Annotated in this window: 26 protein-coding genes; 15 read left to right on the top strand and 11 right to left on the bottom strand. The window is 39.4% G+C overall.

Annotation, left to right across the window (positions count from 1 at the left end; all coding sequences use genetic code 11):
* Positions 1-283: 283 nt before the first annotated feature.
* Together asnS and AC33VI_RS10925 are read right to left on the bottom strand one after the other, a co-directional pair.
* Positions 284-1,675 carry an asparagine--tRNA ligase gene (asnS, locus tag AC33VI_RS10930; protein ID WP_491782294.1) on the bottom strand — a complete coding sequence of 464 codons (1,392 nt, stop codon included), beginning with the start codon at positions 1,673-1,675 and terminating at the stop codon, positions 284-286.
* Between the two features lie 156 nt (positions 1,676-1,831).
* Positions 1,832-2,062 (bottom strand): hypothetical protein, encoded by a 231-nt coding sequence (locus AC33VI_RS10925; protein WP_491782293.1) that lies wholly within the window; start codon positions 2,060-2,062, stop codon positions 1,832-1,834.
* A 261-nt stretch (positions 2,063-2,323) separates the two neighbouring features.
* On the opposite strand from AC33VI_RS10925, the gene AC33VI_RS10920 reads away from it, so the two are divergent.
* The 4 genes from AC33VI_RS10920 to AC33VI_RS10905 all read left to right on the top strand — a co-directional run bounded on the left by AC33VI_RS10920 (position 2,324) and on the right by AC33VI_RS10905 (position 6,299).
* The gene (locus tag AC33VI_RS10920) at positions 2,324-2,713 is read left to right on the top strand and encodes a DUF2780 domain-containing protein (RefSeq protein WP_491782292.1); all 390 of its coding nucleotides are present in this window, start codon (positions 2,324-2,326) and stop codon (positions 2,711-2,713) included.
* Between the two features lie 148 nt (positions 2,714-2,861).
* A complete protein-coding gene (crtD, locus tag AC33VI_RS10915; RefSeq protein WP_491782291.1) occupies positions 2,862-4,385 on the top strand; it encodes a C-3',4' desaturase CrtD in 1,524 nt (507 codons plus the stop codon).
* A gap of 208 nt (positions 4,386-4,593) precedes the next feature.
* Positions 4,594-5,847, top strand: coding sequence for an AAA-like domain-containing protein (locus tag AC33VI_RS10910; RefSeq protein ID WP_491782290.1), 1,254 nt, complete (start codon positions 4,594-4,596; stop codon positions 5,845-5,847).
* 113 nt (positions 5,848-5,960) lie between these two features.
* Positions 5,961-6,299, top strand: coding sequence for a hypothetical protein (locus AC33VI_RS10905; RefSeq protein WP_491782289.1), 339 nt, complete (start codon positions 5,961-5,963; stop codon positions 6,297-6,299).
* 2 nt (positions 6,300-6,301) lie between these two features.
* Here AC33VI_RS10905 and AC33VI_RS10900 read toward each other — a convergent pair whose 3' ends face one another.
* A complete protein-coding gene (locus AC33VI_RS10900; protein ID WP_491782288.1) occupies positions 6,302-6,748 on the bottom strand; it encodes a hypothetical protein in 447 nt (148 codons plus the stop codon).
* 87 nt (positions 6,749-6,835) lie between these two features.
* Between AC33VI_RS10900 and petN the strand changes: the two genes are divergently transcribed.
* Positions 6,836-6,925 carry a cytochrome b6-f complex subunit PetN gene (gene petN, locus AC33VI_RS10895; protein ID WP_229640413.1) on the top strand — a complete coding sequence of 30 codons (90 nt, stop codon included), beginning with the start codon at positions 6,836-6,838 and terminating at the stop codon, positions 6,923-6,925.
* 3 nt (positions 6,926-6,928) lie between these two features.
* Positions 6,929-7,072, top strand: coding sequence for a hypothetical protein (locus tag AC33VI_RS10890; protein ID WP_491782287.1), 144 nt, complete (start codon positions 6,929-6,931; stop codon positions 7,070-7,072).
* Between the two features lie 37 nt (positions 7,073-7,109).
* On the opposite strand, the gene AC33VI_RS10885 is transcribed toward AC33VI_RS10890, so the two are convergent.
* On the bottom strand, positions 7,110-7,751 hold the full coding sequence (locus tag AC33VI_RS10885) for a response regulator (protein ID WP_491782286.1): 642 nt from the start codon (positions 7,749-7,751) through the stop codon (positions 7,110-7,112).
* Positions 7,752-7,761: 10 nt separating this feature from the next.
* Entirely contained in the window at positions 7,762-9,015 is a 1,254-nt protein-coding gene (locus AC33VI_RS10880; RefSeq protein WP_491782285.1) for a sensor histidine kinase, read from the bottom strand.
* A gap of 175 nt (positions 9,016-9,190) precedes the next feature.
* Here AC33VI_RS10880 and AC33VI_RS10875 point away from each other — a divergent pair, with 175 nt between their 5' ends.
* The 4 genes from AC33VI_RS10875 (at position 9,191) to AC33VI_RS10860 (ending at position 13,099) form a co-directional block, all read left to right on the top strand.
* The gene (locus AC33VI_RS10875) at positions 9,191-9,670 is read left to right on the top strand and encodes a Spy/CpxP family protein refolding chaperone (RefSeq protein ID WP_491782284.1); all 480 of its coding nucleotides are present in this window, start codon (positions 9,191-9,193) and stop codon (positions 9,668-9,670) included.
* Between the two features lie 110 nt (positions 9,671-9,780).
* On the top strand, positions 9,781-9,936 hold the full coding sequence (locus AC33VI_RS10870) for a hypothetical protein (protein WP_491782283.1): 156 nt from the start codon (positions 9,781-9,783) through the stop codon (positions 9,934-9,936).
* Positions 9,937-10,210: 274 nt separating this feature from the next.
* Entirely contained in the window at positions 10,211-11,410 is a 1,200-nt protein-coding gene (locus AC33VI_RS10865) for an HhoA/HhoB/HtrA family serine endopeptidase (protein WP_491782282.1), read from the top strand.
* A 42-nt stretch (positions 11,411-11,452) separates the two neighbouring features.
* Positions 11,453-13,099, top strand: coding sequence for a mechanosensitive ion channel family protein (locus AC33VI_RS10860; protein ID WP_491782281.1), 1,647 nt, complete (start codon positions 11,453-11,455; stop codon positions 13,097-13,099).
* A 233-nt stretch (positions 13,100-13,332) separates the two neighbouring features.
* Here AC33VI_RS10860 and AC33VI_RS10855 read toward each other — a convergent pair whose 3' ends face one another.
* Together AC33VI_RS10855 and def are read right to left on the bottom strand one after the other, a co-directional pair.
* Positions 13,333-14,238 carry an ROK family protein gene (locus tag AC33VI_RS10855; RefSeq protein ID WP_491782280.1) on the bottom strand — a complete coding sequence of 302 codons (906 nt, stop codon included), beginning with the start codon at positions 14,236-14,238 and terminating at the stop codon, positions 13,333-13,335.
* Positions 14,238-14,786, bottom strand: coding sequence for a peptide deformylase (gene def / locus AC33VI_RS10850; protein ID WP_491782279.1), 549 nt, complete (start codon positions 14,784-14,786; stop codon positions 14,238-14,240). Before def ends, AC33VI_RS10855 begins: the two co-directional genes overlap by 1 nt.
* Before the next feature lie 142 nt (positions 14,787-14,928).
* Here def and dnaA point away from each other — a divergent pair, with 142 nt between their 5' ends.
* The 4 genes from dnaA (at position 14,929) to AC33VI_RS10830 (ending at position 20,568) form a co-directional block, all read left to right on the top strand.
* Positions 14,929-16,290: a chromosomal replication initiator protein DnaA gene (dnaA, locus tag AC33VI_RS10845; RefSeq protein WP_491782278.1), complete on the top strand. Its 1,362-nt coding sequence runs from the start codon at positions 14,929-14,931 to the stop codon at positions 16,288-16,290.
* A 416-nt stretch (positions 16,291-16,706) separates the two neighbouring features.
* The gene (locus AC33VI_RS10840; RefSeq protein WP_491782277.1) at positions 16,707-17,939 is read left to right on the top strand and encodes a DUF4912 domain-containing protein; all 1,233 of its coding nucleotides are present in this window, start codon (positions 16,707-16,709) and stop codon (positions 17,937-17,939) included.
* A 199-nt stretch (positions 17,940-18,138) separates the two neighbouring features.
* Positions 18,139-19,980: a sensor domain-containing diguanylate cyclase gene (locus tag AC33VI_RS10835; protein WP_491782276.1), complete on the top strand. Its 1,842-nt coding sequence runs from the start codon at positions 18,139-18,141 to the stop codon at positions 19,978-19,980.
* A 390-nt stretch (positions 19,981-20,370) separates the two neighbouring features.
* Positions 20,371-20,568, top strand: coding sequence for a hypothetical protein (locus tag AC33VI_RS10830; RefSeq protein ID WP_491782275.1), 198 nt, complete (start codon positions 20,371-20,373; stop codon positions 20,566-20,568).
* Between the two features lie 40 nt (positions 20,569-20,608).
* On the opposite strand, the gene AC33VI_RS10825 is transcribed toward AC33VI_RS10830, so the two are convergent.
* A complete protein-coding gene (locus AC33VI_RS10825; RefSeq protein WP_491782274.1) occupies positions 20,609-21,382 on the bottom strand; it encodes a carbonic anhydrase in 774 nt (257 codons plus the stop codon).
* Positions 21,383-21,617: 235 nt separating this feature from the next.
* Positions 21,618-21,803, bottom strand: coding sequence for a hypothetical protein (locus AC33VI_RS10820; RefSeq protein ID WP_491782273.1), 186 nt, complete (start codon positions 21,801-21,803; stop codon positions 21,618-21,620).
* A 381-nt stretch (positions 21,804-22,184) separates the two neighbouring features.
* Here AC33VI_RS10820 and AC33VI_RS10815 point away from each other — a divergent pair, with 381 nt between their 5' ends.
* Positions 22,185-22,538 (top strand): hypothetical protein, encoded by a 354-nt coding sequence (locus tag AC33VI_RS10815; RefSeq protein WP_491782272.1) that lies wholly within the window; start codon positions 22,185-22,187, stop codon positions 22,536-22,538.
* Between the two features lie 54 nt (positions 22,539-22,592).
* Here AC33VI_RS10815 and AC33VI_RS10810 read toward each other — a convergent pair whose 3' ends face one another.
* A complete protein-coding gene (locus AC33VI_RS10810) occupies positions 22,593-23,600 on the bottom strand; it encodes a glutathione S-transferase family protein (protein WP_491782271.1) in 1,008 nt (335 codons plus the stop codon).
* 40 nt (positions 23,601-23,640) lie between these two features.
* Positions 23,641-24,787: 5-(carboxyamino)imidazole ribonucleotide synthase (locus AC33VI_RS10805; RefSeq protein ID WP_491782270.1), on the bottom strand; the 1,147-nt coding region annotated here is incomplete at its 5' end.

The raw sequence follows: 24,787 nt of genomic DNA, 5'->3' as shown, positions 1-24,787 counted from the left end.
CGTACCACAAGGGCATAATATCGCCGTTAGGCGCGCCCTCGGCAATAACCTCAACGGAGGGAACCTCCGCAACGGTTTTGCCTCGCAAAGTAAGGCGTTGCTGTTCGCCGCAACTAATGCTCGAATTACCCTACCCCCTTTCTCACCGATAACTTTAGTTAACCGAACAGTAAGGTATTTGCAGTTTGGGTGTTAGCCAACAGCGTGGGCATTGCCCACACTATCGAACTTCTGTCTTGACGCGCCATTAATCCTTTAGGATTGCCTTCAAGGGCAAAGCCCTTTAAAAATCAGCACTTAGAGGAGTACGAGGGAAAGGAATAACATCGCGGATATTTTTCATTCCTGTCATAAACTGCACTAGTCGTTCAAAACCCAAGCCAAAACCAGCATGGGGTACAGTGCCATAACGACGCAAATCTAAATACCACCAGATATCATCAGCTTCGATATTCATTTCTTGGATGCGTCTTTCCAAAACATCGAGTCTTTCTTCCCGTTGCGATCCGCCGATAATTTCCCCAATACCAGGGGCTAAGACATCCATTGCGGAAACGGTTTTTTCTCCTTCATCCAAGCGCATATAAAAGGCTTTAATTTCTTTGGGGTAGTTGGTAACTATGACGGGTTTTTTCAATAGATCTTCTGCTAGATAGCGTTCGTGTTCCGATTGCAGATCGATGCCCCATTCAACGGGATACTCAAATTTTTTCTGGGCTTTTTCTAGTAAATTAACGGCTTCGGTGTAGGTAATGCGTTCAAATTCATTGTTAATAATATTATCTGCCCTGGCGAGTAGTTCTTTATCTACCCATTTGTTAAATAGTTCTAGGTCATCGGCGCAGTTATCTAAAACGTATTGAAAAATATATTTCAAAAATTCTTCCGCTAGATTTTGGTCGCCTTCCAAGTCGCAAAATGCCATTTCTGGTTCGACCATCCAAAATTCTGCCAAGTGGCGGGAAGTATTAGAATTTTCCGCGCGAAAAGTAGGGCCAAAAGTATAGACGTTTTGAAACGCCATTGCCATCACTTCCGCTTGTAATTGTCCGCTAACAGTAAGGTATGCTTGTCTGCCGAAAAAGTCTTGGCTATAGTCTACTTGTCCTTTATCGTTGGTAGGTAGATTGTTTAGGTCTAAATTAGTAACGGTGAATAGTTCCCCCGCCCCTTCGCAGTCGCTAGCGGTAATAATCGGACTGTGTATCCATAAAAAGCCCTTTTCTTGGAAAAACTGATGAATGGCTGTAGCGCAAGCATTCCGCACCCGAAAAACCGCCCCTAAAGTGTTAGTACGCGATCGCAAGTGACTAATAGTACGCAAAAATTCAAAAGAATGGCGTTTTTTCTGCAAAGGATAGGTTTCAGGATCGGCAGTACCATAAACGGTCACCGATTCCCCTTTCATTTCGATCTTTTGTCCTTTTCCTGGAGACTCCACCAGTTTCCCTGTAATTTCTACCGATGCACCAGTACTTAATTGTTTGAGTACATTTTCATAGTCTGGTAAGTCGGCATCTAGAACAGCTTGTAAACCTGCCAAAGACGAACCATCATTAACTTCAATAAAAGAAAATCCTTTTAATTCTCTTTTGGTACGAACCCAACCTTTAATAGTCGCTAATTCATCGGGTTGACCGTTTTTTAAAATATCTGCAACTCTTCTAGTTACCATATAGTCTCTAAATTCCCGCTCGATCTCGAAAGTTACTTTATTAAGGTTAAAACAGAATTTGCCTCGTAAAGATATCTAGAAAAAATTATCATCACAAAATAACCCCGCTTTGATTAAAAAACGGGGTTGAAACGATTGTATAAAATCTATTGACTGTTATTGACCAGCACAAGGATTTGCCCCAGCACAAGGATCTGCACCAGCACAGGGGTTCACACCAGCACAGGGATCTGCACCAGCACAAGGACTTACACCAGCACAAGGATCTACTTCGGTTGCATCTCCGCCAGTTGTGGGTTCTCCAGCGCAGGGATTCGCACAAGAAGTTACCAAGCCCAAACTTAAAACAGAAGCTGCAAATAACGTTCCTAAATATTTAACTTTCATAATTTCTCCTTATCGTAGATTATAAAATTGATTTTTTAATTCAGACAAAGGTTGCTTGTAATTTCAAATTAGATACTAACGAAACAGAAGAAAAATTTCTGATAAGGTTAAGGGTTCTTTATCTAAATTTAAAAATAACTTCGTATTTTCTGCAAAAATATCATCAGTATGACCCAAAAAACAGTTTTAAGTATTTCTTTCTTTAAAAATCTTGGTTTTTTTGGCATTATAAGTTTAAATGCTTAATTTAAACACGAACTTATGGAACTGATTCAACAATTAACTCAAGGTTTAGGAGTAGACGAAAACCAAGCCAAAGGTGGTGCGGGACTAATTTTTAAAATGGCAAAAGAACAATTAGGCGATGGAGAATTTGCTCAGGTTGCCAGTGCAATACCTGGAATCAGCGGTTTGATCGGCGAAGCCCCTGCGGGTGGCAAAGGAATGGCTGGTGCAATCGGCGGATTAGCTGGTGCTCTTGGTGGAGGTAGTGGCGGTCAACTAGCTAACATGGCTGCATTGGCTGGTGGTTTTAGCCAGCTGGGTTTGAATCCAGGGATGGCTAGTAAATTTATTCCCATCATTCTATCTTTTACTCAAAGCAAAGGTGGCGAACAAGTCAAGAATATTTTGGCTGGAGTTCTCAAATAAACAGATTTTTTTATAACTAAAATTACTTAAATATCTACTGAATTTACTTGAGACGCTTGGCATTAGCGTCTTTTTTTTTGCTTCTTATTTGTCACGGAAATGTCTAAAATAAAAATATATGTTAAGAAATATAAATTAAATTAGCTTAATGGCGATCGCTCTAAATAATCAACAAAAATCTCGCGTAATTGTAGTTGGTGCTGGCATTGGTGGCTTGACCGCAGGGGCATTACTGGCAAAACAAGGTTATCAAGTAACGATTTTTGATGGGGCAATCGTACCAGGGGGATGTGCTTCTACTTTCAAACGGCGGGGTTTTACATTTGACGTGGGGGCGACTCAGGTAGCAGGTTTAGAGCCTGGAGGTATCCATCATCGTATTTTTCAGGAATTGGAAATCGAACCACCTGAGGCTAGTTTTTGCGATCCTGCCTGTGCGGTATTTCTGCCAGGAGAAACCGAACCGATTAATGTCTGGCGGGATGTCGATCGATGGCGCGAAGAAAGACAACGACAATTTCCTGGTAGCGAACCATTTTGGAATTTATTAAATCGTTTATTTGAGGCTAGTTGGCGTTTTCAGGGAAGAAACCCCGTACTTCCTCCCCGCAATCTTTGGGATATTTGGCAGTTGGTTTCGGCAGTGCGTCCCGATACTTTAATTACAGTACCTTTTACTTTGATGACCGTTAGCGATGCTTTGAAGTTATATGGTTTATATGAAGATAAACGACTAAAAACTTTTTTAGATCTGCAATTAAAACTCTATTCCCAAGTCGGGGCAGACGAGACAGCTTTACTCTATGCAGCAACGGCGTTAGCAGTTTCCCAAGCACCCCAAGGATTATTCCATTTACAAGGAAGTATGCAGACTTTGAGCGATCGCTTGGTGGCAGGTTTAGAAAAATATGGCGGTAAGTTATTGATGCGCCATACTGTAGAAGCTATTCACACTGCATCAGGTAAAGTCACGGGAGTTACCGTCCGCAATCAAAAAACAGGACAAACTCGCCAAGCAGCAGCCGAAGAAGTAGTCGCCAACGTCACTGCCCAGAATTTAGTTAAACTCACTAAAGATAAAACTCTCAACAATTATCAACGGCGAGTCGATAAACTTCCCCAACCATCGGGAGCGTTTGTTGTATATTTAGGAGTCAAAAGAGCAGCTATTCCTGAAAACTGTTCTCCTCATCTACAATTTTTATACAATGCTGAAGAAGTAATCGGCGAAAATAATTCCCTATTCGTATCTGTAAGCAAACCTGGAGACGGACGCGCCCCCGAAGGACAAGCAACAGTAATTGCTTCTTCTTTTACCGATGTGGATCTGTGGCGGACAGGAGATAAAGAAAAATATACTACCATCAAACAACAATATACCGATGAAGCGATCGCTCGTTTGGGAGAGTATTTCGATTTTAGTGGCGACAATCTCATTTATGCTGAAGCAGCTACCCCTAGAACTTTTGAACGTTATACAGCTAGAGATAAGGGCATTGTTGGAGGCTTAGGACAGCGTATTGCTACTTTTGGCCCTTTTGGTTTTGCCAATCGTACCCCCATCAAGCATCTGTGGTTGGTAGGAGACTCCACTCACCCAGGAGAAGGGACAGCAGGGGTAAGTTATTCTGCTTGGACGGTAATGAGACAAATAGAATCGAATCCCCAGTAATATTTTGTCAGGATTTAGGCAAAATAGATTCAGCTTTAGCAGACTACGAATTTATTGCTATCTCTCACTTTAGTCATAGAGAATTATACTCAATCAGTCACAAAAGTATCACAACTGCTTACTAATTTAGTCTGGGTATAATTACAGACATTTTTCAGATGTTTTTGGTTATCCAAACTTTTACTATTAACGCAAGATTTACAAGCGGGTGGTTTTAAAGATGCAGGTGATGACTCTGGATTTGGACTTTACTTGGAAGATAGCCAGACAAACAGCAGATAATTTGATTTTCAAGCATACTGGCAAACATCTTAGCGATGTGGAGATTATTATTTTACGGGGTGCTTGGAATAATCGCACCTACGAACAAATTGCGGAAGCGGAAGGTTATACCACTAATTATTTAAGTAAAGATGTTGGGGGTAAACTTTGGTGCAATCTTTCGACAGCATTAGAAGAAAAAGTATCCAAGAGAAACTTTAAAGCTGCTTTGCAAAGAACATGGAAAAATCGTGCTGAAGCTATTTTAACTGAATATCAAACCCAACAAACCCAATCTACTGACCACAGAAACTTAGTTTTCCCTGAAGGATCGGTAGCGTTGAGTTCTCCTTTTTATCTCCAGCGCACGCCGATTGAGTCTATCTGCTATGAAACCATCACTAGACCTGGTTCTCTGATTCGGATTAAAGGAGCAAAATGGATGGGTAAAACTTCCCTGGTCAATCGTATTTTAGAACAGGGAATCTTTCAGGGACAAAAAACTATATATCTAGATTTTGACGCGATCGAACATACTATCTTACAGGATTTGGATAAGCTATTGCGATGGCTGTGCGTTATGGTTTCCCATCAGTTGAAACTTGCTAATAAAGTTGATGATTATTGGGATACCGATATTTTGGGCAGTAACGATAACTGTACCTTTTACTTTAATAAATATATTTTGGCAGAGGTAGATCGAGATATTGTTTTGGCTTTGGATAATGTCGATCGCCTGTTTTCATATCAGGAGACAGTAGAAGATTTTTTGGGACTATTACGTAGTTGGCATGAAAAAGGCAAAACTTACAATTGCTGGTCGAAGCTAAAGTTAGTTTTAGCACATTCAACCGAAATATATGTGCCACTGGACATCAATCAGTCTCCTTTTAATGCAGGAGTGCCAGTACTATTAGAAGAATTCGATCGCGACGCAGTGGCAACTTTAGCTAATTTGTATCAACTAGACTGGAACGAGTCCGATCTCGACAGGTTAATGGAAGAGGTGGGAGGACATCCTTATTTGGTAAGGCTAGCCATGTATCAAATCTGCACTCAAAATCTCAACTGGGATAGATTTTTATCTGAAGCTATTTCCGAAACGGGAATTTATAGTCATCTATTACGTCGTCTGGCAAATATTTTACAGCGATCGCCAGAACTCAATAAAGCATTTAAACAAGTAGTACAATCTGATTAGGTATATTCAATATCACAATTAAAAAGCGATCGAAATTAAAGCAAAATCACCGACGATCGACCACAGTTTTAAAAGTAGGCAACTACAAAAAAGTGTCGAATGAGGTTGATGATATGGCTTGCAAAGAAAAACGCAATCAAATTAGGATAACTTTACCGTTAGTCGCTTTGTGCTTACCTATATTTGCTAATTATTCAGCGAGTTTAGAAAATGTTTGTTCCTATGACACCTATCTACGGGTAAATGGAAAATGCTTGGATATTTCCCAAGAAGGATTGAACGATCTGACTGAAGAATTAGATAACGAATCCGCTATGGAAATTACTCAGGAAATAGTCGAAGTAAATCAAGAATTAGAAGAATTAAGTCAAGAATTAGAAGAATTGTGCCTTGAGGAACAACCAGTAACTATTTCTGCAATTGAAATCATGCAAGAAGTTTGTCAATATTAAATTTAAACAAAGGGTTTAATAAACTTTTGTTGAATTGCCAGATCGAGAACCAAACGAGCGAGCGCAAAATCAACAATACTTTGTATAATCGAGCAAAAAATCAAGATTGACTCCAACAATGGCAAATTTGTTGATAAATCAATTTCGATCGCTGCCAAACCCCTAACTAATCCAAAAGCTAAAACCGCACCATCATTGAGATGGGAATTGCGATCGTCGCGAATAATATAGCGATAGGTAACTCCAAACAAAAAACCGCTAACCGCGCCAATAGCCAACTTAATTAGTAATTCCCAATCCAATAATATAGGAGTTAAATCCCATTGAGGCATACTGCTAACTACTATAGCCCGCAGCAAAAAAAAGACTAATTCGGCGATCGCAAAAGCTCCCGCACCAACTATTCCCGATTTAACTGATTCTATTCTTTCTGTAACTAAACTAGGCACAATTTACACCACAAAAGATCCCTTAAGAAGTATGATAGGGTTTATAGTTGCCAAATTAAATATATATTTCAAAACAAAAATACTGACATGGATATTTTGACATTAGGCTGGGTTACTATCTTGGCTTTATTCACTTGGTCGATCGCAATGGTTGTCTGGGGTCGAAACGGATTCTAAATCGTGGAAACAAACGAACTATTAAACACTTTATTTCTAGTGGCGCTCGGTTTGTTAGGACTACTTAGTATAAGTGTATCGTATCTATCGGTAGTTAAATGGCGCGATCGTCGTCGTCAAAGTCGCGATAAGCGAGGCGGAGTTTGATTAAACTGGCTATTAGCCGTTAGTTTTTTGCTAATAGCTAATAGCGTAAATATTTATTAGCAAAAATGGCAGCTTGAGTGCGATCGCGCAAATCTAAAGAACGCAGAATACTATTGACGTGATTTTTAACAGTGCGTTCTGCGATATGAAGTTCCGTAGCAATTTCTTGGTTGCTGTATCCAGAAGCAATTAATTTTAAGACTTGCCGTTCTCTTTCGGTGAGACAGTCTATTTTAGCTTGAATTTGTCGGTCTAAATGGGGCTGTTTCAATCCTGCGATCGCTTTATCAAATAGTCCTGGTGCTAGTTGAGTATAGCCGCGATATACCGCTCTAATACCATCGGCTAATTCCTGAGAAGGGGTATCTTTGAGTAAATATCCTTTAGCACCAGCACCCATAGCTTTAACGACTAATTCATCATCATCAAAAGTAGTCAAGACTAAAATTTTAATTTTTGGTGCTTCGTGGCTTAAAATTTCAATCGCTGCAACTCCATCCACAACAGGCATTCGCAAATCCATTAAAATCACATCTGGCTGAGATGCGATCGCCAGTTCGACGGCAATCTGACCGTTTTCTGCTTGCCCTACAATTTCCAAGTCTGGTTGAACTTGCAATAAGCTCGCCAATCCTTCTCGGACAATACTTTGATCGTCTACCAATAACAAGCGAATCATCGATCATTGATCATTGAACATTTACCTCGATTTTAATTATGCTACCTCGATCGCGGTGACTGACGATTGATAGCTCTCCATTCAAGGCAGTAATGCGTTCGTGCATCCCTTGAATGCCAAAACCAGTAGTATTTTGACTGGGATTGAAACCACAGCCATTATCTTTGATGGTTAATTCAATTTTAGTATCGGTAGCTTGCAAAATAATTTCGACCATGCTGGCTTGACTGTGTTTGGCGATATTAGTAAGTGCTTCTTGTAAAACCCGATAGAGGGCAAAGTTTATTTCTGGAGTTGCTTCAATGGAAGAGTCTAGTTTTTGTGCGATCTCTATGTTCGTATTTGATTCAAAATCAGCGATCGCCTGTTGCAAACTATGGATAAGCGATCTCGTTGGTAAAGAATCACTTCTCAAGGCTGCTACCGATTTACGAATATCTAATAAAGCATCTTTGCTTAACTGTCTGGCTTTTGCTAAATACGTTGACGCTTTGGCGCGATCTCGTTCTAAAAACAAAGCAGTATTTTCTAACTGAATGCTTTGGGCGGTAAGATAGTGACCGACAGAATCGTGAATTTCGCGGGCAATTCGGTTTCTTTCGGCTAAAGTTGCCCGATCTGCTACCTGAAGGGCATATTCTTGCAAACGTTGATTGGCTTTAACCAATCTGGCTTTACTTTCCCTTTCGGCGATTAAGGCACTGACTGCCAGAATAACGAATGTTAAAACGAGAGCAAACAATAAAGCAGAAGTAACAGTAATACTAAACAATACCTGTCGAAACTCGCTAGGTGGTAAACGCCGAAAAACGGGGGGTAAAGGTCTGCCGACAGGAAGGTTAAACAAACTAAATCTCGTCCAAGACATGATTTGCACCGCCAAAAACGAATTAAAAGCGACAATGGCGATCGCAATTCTCCCAGGGAGAGAAAATAACAAGCAGCCTCGAATTGTAACTATTAGCAGTAAAGCGGGAAAAGCCCGTTCCCCTCTGGCTAAAAACAAGACTACAGACCAACTAAGCAAAAACCCGATTGCAGTATAAAAATATCGCCAAGATCTACTTGCAGGCAGTGCCAAACCCATAATTCCTAGAGCGATCGCGCTGCCAATTCCCATAGCATTTAACCAAACAAAACGGTGGGAATGGGGATGGGGAGCAATCCAGTTTAAACCAGTCAAAAATACAATTGCTAATAATACCCACTCTAAATATAAAAGTAAGGGAAAAGAGTGTTTGTGCCATCTCATATAGTCGTACAAGGTTAAATTTGAACGAGTTAAGTTATTTGTTCGTAGGTTAAAGGTTATAGGTTATAGGTTATAAAACATAGTCCTAAAGTACCAGATGAATTTGGGAGTTTAGATCGAGGCGGGTGTAGCTGCTTAATTCTTACGATGGAATCAATTGAATTTAATTTTGAGGAAGGTCAAACAAATGAATAAACTTAGTTTAATCGCAATTTCAGCCATATTATTAGCTTTACCGTTAAATTCATATGCAGCCGAAATTAGAACGCAAGATAATACTCAAATTCCAACTACAATCCAACTAGCCCAAAATCCTGGCGACTTCAAACGAAATAGAGGTAATCGAATGGAAAAACTAATCCAAGAGTTAGATCTCACTGCCGAACAAGCCCAAGAGGTTAGAGAAATTCAAGAGCGATCGCAAGCTGAAAATGAAGCTTTATATCAGCAAATTCCTACCCTCAAACAAGAATTACAGTCTTTGTGGGCAAGCGAAGCAGATTCCCAACAAATACAACAACAGCAACAACAATTACAAGCCATCCGCCAACAAATCGGTCAAAATCGCTGGGAAGACTTATTGGAAATTCGAGAATTATTGACTCCCGAACAACGCTCGCAAATGGCAGAATTGATGGCACAACGTCACCGTCGAGGGCATCGTTAACTAGTCAAAAGGCAAGGAAAATTGAAGGAAAGGCAATCGTAACTACTCTAGATCGAGAACTAGAAAAAGCCATGTCTTTAGAATTATAGGTAGATTTAATCTACCGTGCCATGGAACAACGCCAACGAGAATTAGTGTTGACTTTTAAAAGAAAATTGGGTTTGTGGTTAAAATTAATCGCCCCCAAATTGGTAGATGCGATCGCAGCAGCAGCTATTAGTTCTCATATTACCTATTACCTATTATTTTTACCTAAAAGCGTTTGACAAACAAAACATACCCTTCTGGGTCGCCGTACCCTTTAGGGTAAGTTGTCACCAATGGATTTGTTCTAGATTTCATGGAAAAATCAAATGATTGTCATGCAAAAGACATATACCATTTTTATAATAAATAAAATCAAAGTAAAAATTAACAAGTTACACAAATCCCTTGTTAGCTTCTATTACTTAATTTATAAACAAATTTCTCACCCCAGATTTAGGCAAGGTAAAAATTGCTTTTTCATCTAAGACTGAAATTACTGAGGTAACTGTATTAATGAACAAATCAACAGTATTAAAAAAAGTAACAACTTCTCTATCTTTACTCTTGTTAGGAGGAGGACTGGCTGTAGGTGGTAATCATCTAATTAATAGTCCTCAAAGCTTTGCTAAAGAACCTCTAGAAGAGGAAAAAATCGCTCAAGTTAACCCTGAAGAAGGTGCGATCGCTCTACCTCGAAATTATGTCAGCGATGTAGTCAAAAAAGTAGGCAATTCTGTTGTAAGAATTGATGCTTCGCGCACCGTAATTAGCAATAACTCGCCAATTTTTAACGATCCATTTTTCCGTCAGTTTTTCGGCTCGCAGATTCCCAATATTCCCCAAGAAAGAGTACAACGAGGTTTTGGCTCTGGTTTTGTCGTTAGCTCCGATGGTTTGATTTTAACTAACGCTCATGTAGTCGATCAAAGCGATCGCGTTACTGTCACCCTCAAAGACGGACGCACCTACGAAGGCAAGGTAATGGGTTCGGACTCGATGACCGATGTGGCAGTGATTAAAATCGAAGCAGAAGACCTACCCGCAGTTACCTTTGCTGACTCCGATCAATTAGAACCTGGAGAATGGGCGATCGCGATCGGCAATCCTTTAGGATTGGATAATACAGTAACTACAGGCATCGTCAGTGCCACTGGCAGATCGAGCGCGCAAGTGGGTATTGCGGAAAAACGAGTTAATTTTATTCAAACCGATGCAGCAATCAACCCTGGTAACTCTGGAGGACCTTTGCTTAACGCTCGCGGTCAAGTAATTGGAATCAACACTGCCATCATTCAAAACGCCCAAGGATTGGGTTTTGCTATTCCCGTTAATACCGCTAAAGATATTGCTGAGGAATTGATTGCTAAAGGGAAAGTAGACCATCCCTATTTAGGCATTCAGATGGCAGGTATTACCCCTGAATTGAGAGAACAAATCAAAAGCCAAAAAGGGGTAGAGTTAGGTACGGATCGGGGAGTCATTATTGTGGGAGTGATGCCCGATTCTCCTGCCAATCAAGCGGGATTACAATCGGGAGATGTAATTTTAGAAGTTGCACAACAACCAGTTACTAAAGCCAATCAAGTCCAAAAAGAAGTAGCTAAAGTAGATGTAGGTAGCGACGTGGTGATCAAAGTCAGAAGAGATGGCAAACCTCAAGATATTACCGTGAAGGTAGGAGTCTTACCCCAAACTCAACAGCAAGTTCGGTAAACTAAAACCAAATTGAGTAGTTACTGTGTTGTAAAAATTACTATGTTTGGAAGTAAAAAGTTATTAGTTAGTTTATCTATCTCGATCGCTTTCGTCTTCTTTGGGTTTACTCCGACCGCTACAGCACAACTACCATTTATTCAAGATTTAACGGTATATTCGCGATTATTACGCCCAGGACAGAAAAATGCTCTCTATTCTGCTTGCATTCGTCTGGATGGGCGTTGTTTATTTAAGCTTTCTGGCACGGATTCCGCAGCTTTGACCGATCGCATTTTTGAAATTCAAAAGCGATTTTATGAGGTAAGCTCAAAATATTTAGCCAACGAAAAAAATCGAGGTCGAGTAACTATTCAAAATAATGGCAATCTGAAAGATCTTTATCTCACCGTTGGCAATAAAAAAGAACGTTTGTTTACCGTTACCAATCCCGATGCCAGAGCCAATGATGTGGGAGTATTCATTAGAGCGCAACAGTTACAAGAAATTATCGAACAAGGTTTAGAAACATCGATCGAAGAACATTCCGCCCAATATCAAAGAAAGCAAATCATTATTGGACTGTGCATTCTCGCCTTAATTAGCTTGGGCAATTTGCCTTTAACTCAAACCATTAGAAAGCTAAGAGCATTAGCTAGAAAACTCGCTCCTGGTGCCTCTTTAAAAACTCTTCCTCTAACAGAACAATTAGCCCGCCGTCAAAAGTGGAATTTAACCGAAATTCGATATCGTTTATTGCAACTAAGTCAAATAATTATTTGGTCTGGGGGAATTTTATTCATCCTAAATTTATTTCCCCAAACTAGAATAGTTTCTTTTCTGCTGGTTGCTGCGGTTACAGTACCCTTTCGCATCTTGGCAGTGGCTTTGGTAACTTATCTGTTAATTCGTCTGACCTATTTTGCGATCGCCAAACTGAGTTACCCTGCCATCAGAAGACAATCGGTAGATTTTAAAGTCAATCAACGGGGGAAACTACGCATCAATACTACTGCCAGAATTTTACGCAGTATAGCTACTGGGATGTGGTCGATCGCGGGAATTTTGGTTGCTTTTCAGATTAATGGAGTCAATCTCGCGCCGATTCTAGCTGGTGCAGGGATTTTTGGTTTGGGTTTGTCTTTAGCTTCCCAAAACCTGATTAAAGATGCCATCAATGGTTTTATTATTATTTGGGACGATCGCTATGCAGTAGGAGATATAGTCGATATTGGCGAAGTCAGCGGGATGGTAGAAAATATCAACCTGCGTATTACTCAACTAAGAGATGCTGAAGGCAGATTAATCACCGTACCCAATAGTGCGGTAGAAATCGTGGCAAATCGTTCCAGTCAATGGTCTAGAGCCGATCTTAGTATTCCCGTGGCATATCAATCAGATCTCGATCGCGCGATCGAAATTATCCATCAAGTAGCAGAAGTCATGACTCAAGATCCTCATTGGCAAGAACAAATTTGGGAATTCCCCAATATTTTGGGAGTTGATGCTTTTAGCGATCGCGGTGTGATAATTCGCGTCTGGATCAAAACCGAACCCCTCAAACAATGGGATGTCGCTAGAGAATTTCGCCGTCGCATTAAAATCGCCCTAGATAAAGAAGGCGTATCTATTCCCGTACCCCAGCAACAAATTCTCTTCGATTCTGATTATGCTCTTAAAAACGATCTTTCTAAGAGAAATCTTAGTTAAGAATTATTGTGGTTAAGAAATAGGAATATCGATTTATATTTCAACGCTTGATGTGGATTAGATTCGTTCTAGTTTAGTAGTTTTTAGCTATTAGCTATTAGCTATCAGCTTTTAGTTCTTAGTTTTTAGTTCTTAGTTTTTAGTCACCCAGTCACCCAGTCACCCAGTCCCCCCATTCGAGGGTAAACCGTCAAGCGGGATAATATCACCCAAAACAGTCAAATGTAAAAAGTCTACCCTTGTAAGGTCTCCCTGTCTCCAAGCGCATCGAAAACTAACTTCGCTGCTCCAAGCATTCCCGCTTGATTGCCCAATTCTGCTGGCAGTAATTCTAAATTGATGCGAGAAGGGGATACAACTCGACCTTCTATTTCGGCTTTGGTACTGGGTAAGAAAAACTGCGCGCTAGCACTGATACCACCACCAATAATTATTGCTTCAGGTGTTAATACATAGATTAGACTGGCAAGCCCCGCACCTAGCGTTTTACCATAATCTTGCCAAAAAGCGATCGCCTCAAGATCTCCCAGACTAGCTAGTTCACCCATTTCCGCAGGTTGTTTGCCAGTAGTTCGTAAAATCGCACTAATCGAAGCATACTGTTCTAAAGAACCTTGATTGCCACTACGGCAGGGAAAACCAGTATAATTTAGCGTGATTAAACCTAATTCTCCTGCTGCACCATAACTACCAGTGAATAATTGACCGTTAATAAATATTCCTCCTCCTACCCCTGTACCCAAAGTTAAGAGAATAAAATTCTGAAATCTTCGCCCCGCACCCAACCAAGCTTCGCCCATAGCAGCACAGTTAGCATCATTTTCTAGGATAGTGGGCAATTGGGTTTCCGCTTCCAGCCAATCTGCTACGGGAACATCATCCCAGCCAGGAAGATTGATCGATTTTTTAGCAATACGTCTTTGTTTGTCCGTTGGCCCTGGTATACCCAAACCGATCGCCTGACAAGTATAATCCTGTTGAAGCTGTTTTATACCTTTAGCGATCGCTTTAACTACAGGTTTGGGGTTGGCTGGCTGGGGAGTTGGTAATGAAATCGACCTCAGACAAGAACCATCCCTGAGAAATACTCCTAGCTTAATCGCACTACCGCCTACATCTACACCAATAACATTTAACATTAATCGTTTAACATTGACCGTTGTCCATTAATTATCTGTTGGTATTCAGCTTCTGTATATAAATCTGCTTCCGTTTCTACCCGATCTGTAAAGATTATGCCATCAAGATGATCTAGTTCGTGTTGAAAAATACGGGCGACAAAATCTCTCAATACCTGTTGTTTGATTTCTCCTTCTTTGGTGGTATATTCCACTTCAATTAAGGGCGATCTCGGTACTAAACCCCTCACATTGGGCACGCTCAAACATCCTTCCCAATCTTTAACCATTTCTGGACTTCTGCTCAAAATACGAGGATTAATCATCGCTGTCGGCTGCATCTTAGGGGCTTGGGGATAGCGACTGCTAGGATGGGAGGCTACGATAAATAACCGACAAGAATTAGAGATCTGAGGTGCAGCAATTCCCACCCCTTTATAGGCGATCGCAGTATGGATTAGTGTGTCAATTAGTTCGCTTATTTGGCGATCGCTAGGATTGACAATCGGCTGTGCTTTGTTTCTCAGGACTGATTCTCCTATTTGGGCAATTTTGGCAGTTTGTTTCATCTGGCGAGAGATAAGATTTTAGTCTTTTAAATTTTAGTTCAACCCAACTGATAAAATCTTCAACAACGCATATAGAATTTTAGAACAAATCTATTCCACAAGGGATTTCCCTTGACTATCCAATTATAAATCGGCAAACAGAGTGGAAATTTCTGCGGAACAATTATGGGAGCAAGTTTTAATCACCCTCAAAGAACGTTTGAGTCGTCCTACCTTTGAGACGTGGATTCAAAATACCACTATTGAAAATCTCAACTCCGATCGTGTGACCTTACTCGTTCCTAATGCTTTTGTTATGAATCACTTACAAAAGCACTATTTACCCATAATTACCGATGCGATCGCAGAAATTACAGGAAAGCCTTTAGAAATTCGGCTTCTGTCTCAACAAGGGGAAGATTTACCTTTCTTTGGCGATCGCGCTAATTCTCTTTTAGAAGAATGTCAAACCACATCCAGAAGCAATCTCAAGCCGATTCAATTAAACCCCAAATACACTTTTTATCGCTTCGTAGTCGGGCCAACCAATCGCATGGTACACGCAGCTTCCCTCGCCGTAGCGGAATCCCCTGGTAGAGATTTTAATCCCCTATTTCTCTGCGGTGGGGTGGGATTGGGCAAAACCCATTTAATGCAAGCGATCGGTCACTATCATTTAGAAATCAATCAAAATGCTCGGGTGTTTTATGTTTCTACAGAACAGTTTACTAATGATTTGATTGCAGCCATTCGCAACGATAATATTCAATCTTTTCGAGAACACTATCGTACTGCGGATATTTTGTTAGTAGATGATATTCAATTTATTGAGGGGAAAGAATATACTCAAGAAGAATTTTTTCATACCTTTAACACCCTCCACGAAGCGGGGAAACAAGTTGTCTTAGCCAGCGATCGCCCTCCCCATCAAATTCCCAAACTACAAGAGCGTTTGAGTTCGCGCTTTTCTATGGGTTTGATTGCCGACGTGCAAGTTCCCGATTTAGAAACTCGCATGGCGATTTTACAAAAAAAAGCCGAATATGAAAACGTACGTCTTCCTAAAGAAGCGATCGAATATATTGCCATTCAATATACTTCTAATATTCGGGAGTTAGAAGGAGCATTAATTAGAGCGATCGCTTATATTTCCCTTTCTGGCTTGTCTATGACGGTAGAAAACGTAGCAGCGGTACTCAATCCTAAAATCGAGCAAATTACCGCATCACCCGAAATCGTGATGGATGTGGTGGTAGAAATTTTAAATATCTCGATTGAAGAGTTAAAAAGTAATTCTCGCCGTAGAGAAATTAGTCGCGCTCGACAAATAGCTATGTATCTAATGCGCCAGCATACCGATCTCAGCCTACCTCGCATTGGCGAACAATTTGGCGGCAAAGATCACACTACGGTTATTTATAGTTGCGACAAAATTGCCAAACAACTCCGCAAAGATCGCCAGTTGAATCAAACTATTTCTTTATTGAGCGATCGCATTAATTTTGTCAGCAGACAACAGTCTTAAGAAGTAGCCCTAAATGACTCGGCTTCGCCATCGCAGTAATGGGTATCAAGGCTTGATTGTCATTAAACCGTGATAAATACTTGTTAGCGATCTCCAGTGACTCTCACAAATGTTATGTTTTCATGACATCATCTCGCTCAAACCCTATTAAAGTCGTTTTTGGCTGAATTTTAGCTTGGCTAATGTCGATCCCCAAGCTATTTTCCTGCTATAAATTAGTCAAGTGGTTAAGACCTTTCCCACGCACTCATAAAAATACCAATATCAATAAAAAAACCTAGATAAACAAAAATTAATGTAGACGTAAATTAAGGTTGAGAGACTAGAGAAGTTTTGGGGATTTGTCCCTCTTCATCGGTCTTAAACATGGCTGCCAGCAGCTAAACACCGTCTAGTTAATCGGAGGCTGTAATTTAATGGCAAAAGAACGTCCACCACTAGAAGAGATGACTCTAAGGCAACTGAGAAAAGTTGCCAGCGAATATCAGATATCTCGTTATAGCAGAATGCGCAAAGCGCAGTTACTTGCTTCCATCAAAGAAGCAGTTCGGAAGTCAGAACAAGAAAAAGAAAGATTCGAGCAAAATCAACCCGCTATTCAGGAGGAAGAACAAGTGAAAGCTACAAAATATGAAGTCGGTCAAGAAGATAACCTTAAAGAAACCCTTGCTTCTGTAGATGAAGATTTGGGAGAGTTGCCTGACGGTTACGGTGAAAGTCGTATTGTTTTAATGCCTCGCGATCCTCAATGGGCTTATGCTTACTGGGATATTCCCAATAGCCATAAAGAAGAATTGCGCCGTCAAGGGGGGCAACAATTGGCACTGCGTATTTATGACACCACAGATATCGATCTCAACAGCCAAGCACCCCACAGCGTTCAAGAATACTTGTGCGATGAAATGGCTAGAGAATGGTATTTACCAATTCCTGTTAGCGATCGCGATTATGTAGCTGATATTGGTTATCGTTGTGCCGATGGTCGTTGGTTAGTTTTGGCTCGTTCTGCATCTGTGAGTATTCCTCCTGTATACCCTTCCGACTGGATTGAAGATGCTTTTATTACGGTTAATTGGAACGAAGATCTTAAAGGCAAAACTCTTTACAAACTAGTACCTCCTGCTAAGAAACAGGCGATGGGTATGGGTGTAACTGGAGACGATCGACTTTATGACGCAGTCTTTGGCATGACCAAATCTGTTGAATCCATGCGCGTAGCAGGATCTTTATTTGGTTCGATGCAACAAACTCCCGAAGCAGCAGTAAGTTCTTATATCTTCCCATCTGGGGTAGGAATGTGGGCAGTACCTACTGCATCTGGTCAAAATATGTCTGGCGTAGGCTTTTCCAGCGAAATGACTCCTGCTAAACCCCGTAAATTCTGGTTGGTTGCGGATGCAGAATTAATTGTCTATGGTGCAACAGAACCCGATGCGACGGTTACAATTGGCGATCGCCAGATTGAACTCAGTCCCGATGGTACATTCCGCTTCCAAATGTCTTTCCAAGATGGTATCATCGACTATCCTATCAAAGCAGTAGCGGTTGACGGAGAACAAACTCGTTCGATTCACATGAATTTCGAGCGTCAAACACCTTCTCGCAACACTAATACTAAAGCAGAAGCAGTTGAAGAGTGGTTTGCCTAAGTAATTAGGCTGAAAGAACTATTTTTTGTCTGAGTTTTTATCTATAGTCAATAGCAATAACCGAGGTGTAAGATAATTTACATCTCGGTTTTCTTTAGGTCGAGCAAATATAAATTCTTAATAGTATTTTTGTTCTTGTTTATTGAATACCGCGGTACTATACATATAAGGTGAGAGTAAATTACGGGATTGATAAAATATGACTAGAGGTGTAACAGCTAAAAATTTATCTTTACGCCAAATTCTAATCCTATCTCTCATATCTCAAGTATTAGTAGCAGTTGGCTTAACTGGTTATTTCTCATGGAAAAATGGTCGGCAAACTGTTGAAAAACTCGCCTTGCGCCTGAGTCGGGAAGTAACCGCTCATACCCAAGAACACGTTGCCGATTATCTCAAGATTCCTACAACCTTTCTGAAGATTAATCGAGTTTTTACCGATCTCCAGCAGTTGGATACCAATAATTTAGCAGAATTAAAAGATGTTTTTTGGCAACAGACTCAAATTTATCCAGAAATAAATACAATTTTTTTTGGCAGCCAAACAGGAGATTTTATTGAAATCGAAAACAGTAATACTCCTAAGTTGATGATTCGCAATGAGGAAACAGCACCTGATTGGGAGATGTATAGTTTGAATCAAGCAGGAGATATTATTAAAAAATTAGCCAGCCAAAAATACGATCCTCGGAAAAGACCTTGGTATAAAACGGCTATCAAACATCAAGATTTAGTTTGGTCGCCCATTTATTTATTTACCGATCCCCCTGTGTTGGGCATTACTCCTGCTATTCCCCTCAAAGATAGTCAAACCAATCAAATCAAAGGAGTCATGGCGATTGACCTGACTTTAGAAGCTATCAGTCAGTTTCTCAATAGTCTTAAAATTAGTCAATCTGGAAGAGTTTTTATCATTGAAAAAACGGGAGCAATGGTAGCCACTTCCACTAAAAATTCTTTAGTCAAAAAAAATGCTTTGGGCAACGAACGCTTGCACTATTCTGAAAGTTTAGATCCTTTGATTTACGCTACCGCAAGTTTTTTACAAGCAAAGCTAAAATCCCTAGACAATACAAAATCTACTCAACAATTAATTTTTAACTTCGATCGCCAGCGTCATTTCGTTCAAATAACTGATTTGGGGGACTATCCTGGTTTAGATTGGCTAATCGTGACTGTGATTCCCGAAGCTGATTTTATGTCTCACATTCGTCGTAATACTTATACAACTTTAATTTTATGTACTTTGGCTCTAATTTCCGCTATATTTCTCGGTGCGATCGCCAATCAGTTAATTATTAAATCTGTGAATCATATTGCTGATGTTGCTAAAGCAATTTCTAAGGGACAACCATTAGTTATTGAAGAACAACCGAAAATTAAAGAATTGGTGGTAATTAGCAAGTCGATCGATTCGATGGCTTCCCAACTCCAAAATTCTGCCTACAACTTAGAAACTCTAGAATCTTTTTGGGAAAGAAGGGTAGAAGAGAGTACCAAAAATCTCAAACAAGACAATCAGAGACTCAATCGTCTGGCAAATATAGATAACTTAACCCAAGTTTATAATCGCTATTATTTTGATGTAGCTTTAGAAAAATTGTGGCAAAAAACCCTCCAAGAAAGAGGCGTAATTTCTTTAATAATGTGCGATGTAGATAATTTTAAACAGTATAACGATACTTACGGACACCTAATGGGGGATGAATGTTTAAAAAAAGTAGCTCGGGCGATCGCTCAAACTGTTAGTCGAGATCGAGATATTGCTGCTAGATATGGTGGAGAAGAGTTTGCCATCATTTTACCCCGTACTCATCGGGAAGGGGGGATTGAAATAGCCAGGAGAATTAACCATGCCGTTCGAGAATTGAATATTACCCATCGCACTTCCACCGTAACGGATCGAGTAACTATTAGTTGTGGCGTAAGTTCTATGACTCCCACTCCTAGTATGTCTGCTGTCAGTTTGATTGAAAATGCCGATCGCAGCTTATATGCAGCAAAACAACAAGGTAGAAATTGCTCGGTGTTTGTAGACTAATTGACTCCATATTATGAGGAACTAAAGACTAGACTTCTTGCATGAATACGAAATTTAAAAGTTTCAGCGATTAGTATTAATTCTCTAAATCGTACATTCTAAATAGTATTTAAGCATTTACGAAATTATTCGTGCAAGAGGTCTACTAAAAACTAAGGACTAAAAACTAATAGCTACCCTAACTAGTTAATACTCTTATCCCGAACTGAGGTTAGATAAGTAACAATAAAACACGATCGAGGTAACTAGAAAACAATCGATGAGATTGACTTGGATTGTATTTAAAGATATTTTTAACTATTTCAGCCGATAAAATTGATTTTCAAAGTTAGAATAATCCGTCAATGGGGAAAAATAACCTATATAAATATTTATTTGGCTTTAGAATCAATGAAAGTACAAGCTACTATTTGTATCGGCGAATATATATTAATGGTATGTCATTGCCATGATAATTTATATCGTCTCAGTATTATCAACCAGAATTATGTATTGCATAATTTTGAAGGAATTTATCGTGACTTAAAAAGTGCGATCGCTAGAGGAAAATCTGTAATTAATCATCTGAGTTATAGTCCTTCCCATTAATCCAATTAAATATAAATCTCGGTTAAATTCTCTTCTCAATTTAAAATACTTGACGATTATTTAAAGCTTGGACAGGTCTAGCATTATTACCCATAATTTCTAAAAAGCGATCGCGTTGTAAGGTAGATATTTTTACTGGTTCTTTTAATACTAGCCAGGTAACATTTTCCGAACAAGGAGGAGTAGTTAACGATCCTTGATAGCGATAGTATTGATGATTTTTTTTTGGTAATAAATTAGCAGCATTAATAATTAAATTAGAAACTTCTTGCTGGTAGTTAGCTCGAACGGGTATATTATTCCAAACCCGATCTAAAGTTTGATTGATTTCCCCTTCAGCCATCAAGACAGCTAAAACTAATAAGTTTCCTGTAATTTTATTTTGATGGACAAAATGAGCCTCCATGGCAAACGTTTTTCCTGAAATTAAATGTTCGCTTGGTTGATGGAAATGAAACTGCAATAATTCATATTTTTTACCGTCTAAAGTAAGACTGCTTCCTGGAGGATAGTTGACTCGAATAGTGCGATCGTTATTGACAATAGTTAACAGGGTATCTTGATAGTCTAATTCCAGACTGCTAAGATTCTCAGCCATGGAAGAGTTGATATCTATTGGTGATTGTGCTTCGCCTACAGCGCAAGAAGCAAATTCTGGAGCTAATTTACCCCAAAATGAAGATCCTGTCTCTCCTCGATAACTCCAATTACTGGCTCGTACTTTTCTAATGGGAAAGATACTTGAAGCGATGGTTACTAATAAATATTTTAATAAATCTCTTCGTTTAAGAGATGCAGTTTTTAAATTACCCATAAATGAGACAAGTTCGGCAAAAACCAGACTATTATCTCATTGTGGTGGAGTTATAGTCATTACAATTAATTTCCTCATGATTAAAATGACTATAATCCTTTATTTGGTACGAGGAATTTATTGATGTGCCAGCATATTCCCCTCATTATCTTCCTCAAGGAAAAGATTTAGAGGGGATTTATACAGAGAATCTTATTTACTATCTAACCTTTACAGATGTTTTAGTAGGTAGTAATTAGCTGTCTTCTGAGTTGGTTTGGCTATTTTGTCGTTCGATTGTTTCAATAGCTGCGTTAATGGCTGCCAGTCGCGTTTCTAAGTCATCTCGTACAGCTTTGAGGAAATTTAATCTGCGTTCTTTCCAAGTTGCGGTGAAATTATTGTCAGGACTACAACAGGTTTTATACCAAGGGAAAAACATTATTGGCTATCTCCAGATGAAAAGAGTTCTTCTCTTTTTAATTTAGAACAATTAAAAAAAACGAGTAGGAAAGAGAAAAATTAAATGTATTTTTAAGAATAATTCTGTTAAGTAATTGTACTCATTAGAGGATCATTTAAAAGACATTAAATAGAAAAATTATAAAGTTTTGTTAAGTTTTTATTGAGTTTTGAAAAATACTCGAACTAAAAATAATTATTTGTGAGAAAAATATATACAATAAAAGCATGAAATAGTAAAATAATATGGCTACAACAACAATAATTGCATTTTGTTATTGTTCCTAAAAAATCTTAAAGCCATAGTCATTTCACCTTTAAAACCCAAAAATTAGATTAAAACTAAATAAAAATCAAGAAAATGGCAAATAAAGATTTCTTTCTCAGCCCCGATGACGCTCAAACTCTCGGTAACATAAATTACATGAGAAAGTCGGTTCGCGTAAGACATACTTTCCCCAAAACTTTAAAAAATCCTAACGGTTTTGCTATTGAAAAAGAAGTATCTTCTTCTGACGATCGCACTGTAGATAATTTTAATAACAATTTTAGTACTGCTAGCAATACTAGTTTTAGTACTCCTAGCATTCCAACAGTTCAAAATACTAGCAATAGCGCGATCGACAAACCAGTTAACCCTACACCCAAAAAACGCCCTCAAGGAACTAGTATGGATATGTTCCGCAATATGGCTCGTAATATTGGTAAAAAATAAAATAATCGTAATTTAATTATGCGATCGCTCTATTTTTAGATAGGCGATCGTTTTTTAGTGGTTAGTCGCGAGTTGATCGCGATAATGAGGTTCTAATAAATTGGTAAGATCGGGACTAGTAGGAATTATGCCCCCTGGATTGAGAGGAAATAGGTTGCCGTAATAGTCTCTCTTCACGCTTTCGAGATCGCAGGTGGCAGCAACCCCTGGTAATTGATATAAATCTCGTAAATAAGCCCCCAAACAATCGTAATCGCGAATACGACGGCGACTACACTTAAATAAGCCATAATATACAATATCAAAGCGAAATAAAGTCGTAAATAGACGTATATCTGCCAGAGTAAGGCGATCGCCACAAAGATAGCGATTGGTAGTTAATACTCGATCTATTTCGTCGAGAGTGGTAAATAATTCTTCAATGGCTGTGTCGTATGCTGCTTGGGTTTGGGCGAAACCGCAACGATAAACTCCATTATTGACGGCACGGTAAATTTTATCGTTCCAAAAGTCAATTTTTTCTTTGAGGGTTTCGGGGTATAAATCTAGTTCGGGATGACGAGCATAATTATTAAACTGAGAATTGAGGATTTCAATAATCTCGGCACTTTCATTATTAACAATAGTATTACTTTCCTCATCCCAAAGGATTGGTACGGTAGAACGACCTTGATAGTCAGACTTAGCTAATTGATATAATTCTGGTACTGTCTGACAGCCTAATTCTGACTCGGATAAAACCCACATTCCGCTATCGGAATCAGGATAAACAGTAGATACGGCGATCGCATTTTCTAAGCCTTTTAAAGCTCTGGTAACTAGAGTGCGATGTGCCCAAGGACAACCCATACCCACATACAAACGATAACGATTGGCAGCAGGTTGATAGAGATTGTCTGTTTCTGTATTGATAAAATTGCGAAATTGACTTTCAGGACGAACATATGCTCCTGTTTTGTTACGGGGGGCAAGTTGAGACATCATCACTTGCCACATTGTCGTCCAAACAAACTTACCCGTCTTAATAATTATTTTGCCAGGAAGAGATTTATTTTTTGCCATTATCTAGATAGCTATAAATTAATTTTGATATATTTTCTAATTAGCTTTCGTACCAAATAGATTCAAGGCGATCGATTATAGATCGCGCTTTGGTTAATTCTGTTTTGTTGAGTATTACCGTAACGTGACCTAATTTTCTACCAGGGCGAGAAGTTTTACCATACCAATGGAGATAGGAATTAGGAATTTCTAGAATGCGACTGCGTTTTTCTTGGTAATCGGCATCGGATGTTTCAAAACCTAATAAATTGACCATTAATGCCCCAGCCGATTTTAAAGCAGTCGAACCTAAAGACATTTTGGTTACTGCTTGGAGGTGCATCGCAAATTGAGAAGTTTCGCACCCATCAAGAGTATAGTGACCAGAATTATGGGTGCGAGGAGCGATTTCGTTGACTAAAACTCGATTGTCTTTAGTCAAGAAAAATTCTATTCCAAATACCCCAATAACATCTAATTTTTCTAAGATAATATGGGCAATTTCTTGAACTTTTTTTGCTACTTCTTCGGTAACATTTGCAGGAGTAATCGTCCAAGTACATACTTGATTTTCTTGGTTAGTTTCGGTTACGGGATACACAGCAATTTCCCTACCATTGCGGGCGGCAATAATAGCTAATTCTCGTTCAAAAGGAATAAATTCTTCTACTAATAATTCTGCAATGGGAACTCTGGTTGCCAAATCTTTTAAATCTTCAGCATTTTTAATAATAAAAGTTCCCTGTCCGTCGTAACCGTGACGACGAGCTTTTAAAACCACAGGAAAACCATAATTAGTAGCGATATCTTCTATAGTGGAATCAATACTAAACTTTGGTACTGGTACGCCAATTTCCTTAAGATAGCTACGCTGATCGTATTTATCTAATAGAGGATCGAGAGTAGTTAGATAGGGATGAAAACGGGCTTTACCCTCATCCTTCAATTTAGATAATTGCTGCATATCGACAAACTCATTTTCAAAAGTGATAATGTCGCAATGGGAAGCCAAACGAGACGTACCTTCCCCATCATCAATAGCCGCAAAAACTACATCATCTGCCCTAGAAACGGCTGGATCGTTTTGGCTGGGAGTTTGCACGATTAATTTAATATCTAGCTTAGGGGCTTCTGCTGCCATCATCCAAGCTAATTGTCCGCCACCAATTACCCCAACTCGTTTGCCTTCCATGACTACCTCAAGCTGT

Source organism: Waterburya sp. (assembly GCF_058530065.1).
The sequence above is the reverse complement of the archived record's forward strand: the minus strand, read 5'-3'. Positions and strand labels throughout refer to the sequence as shown.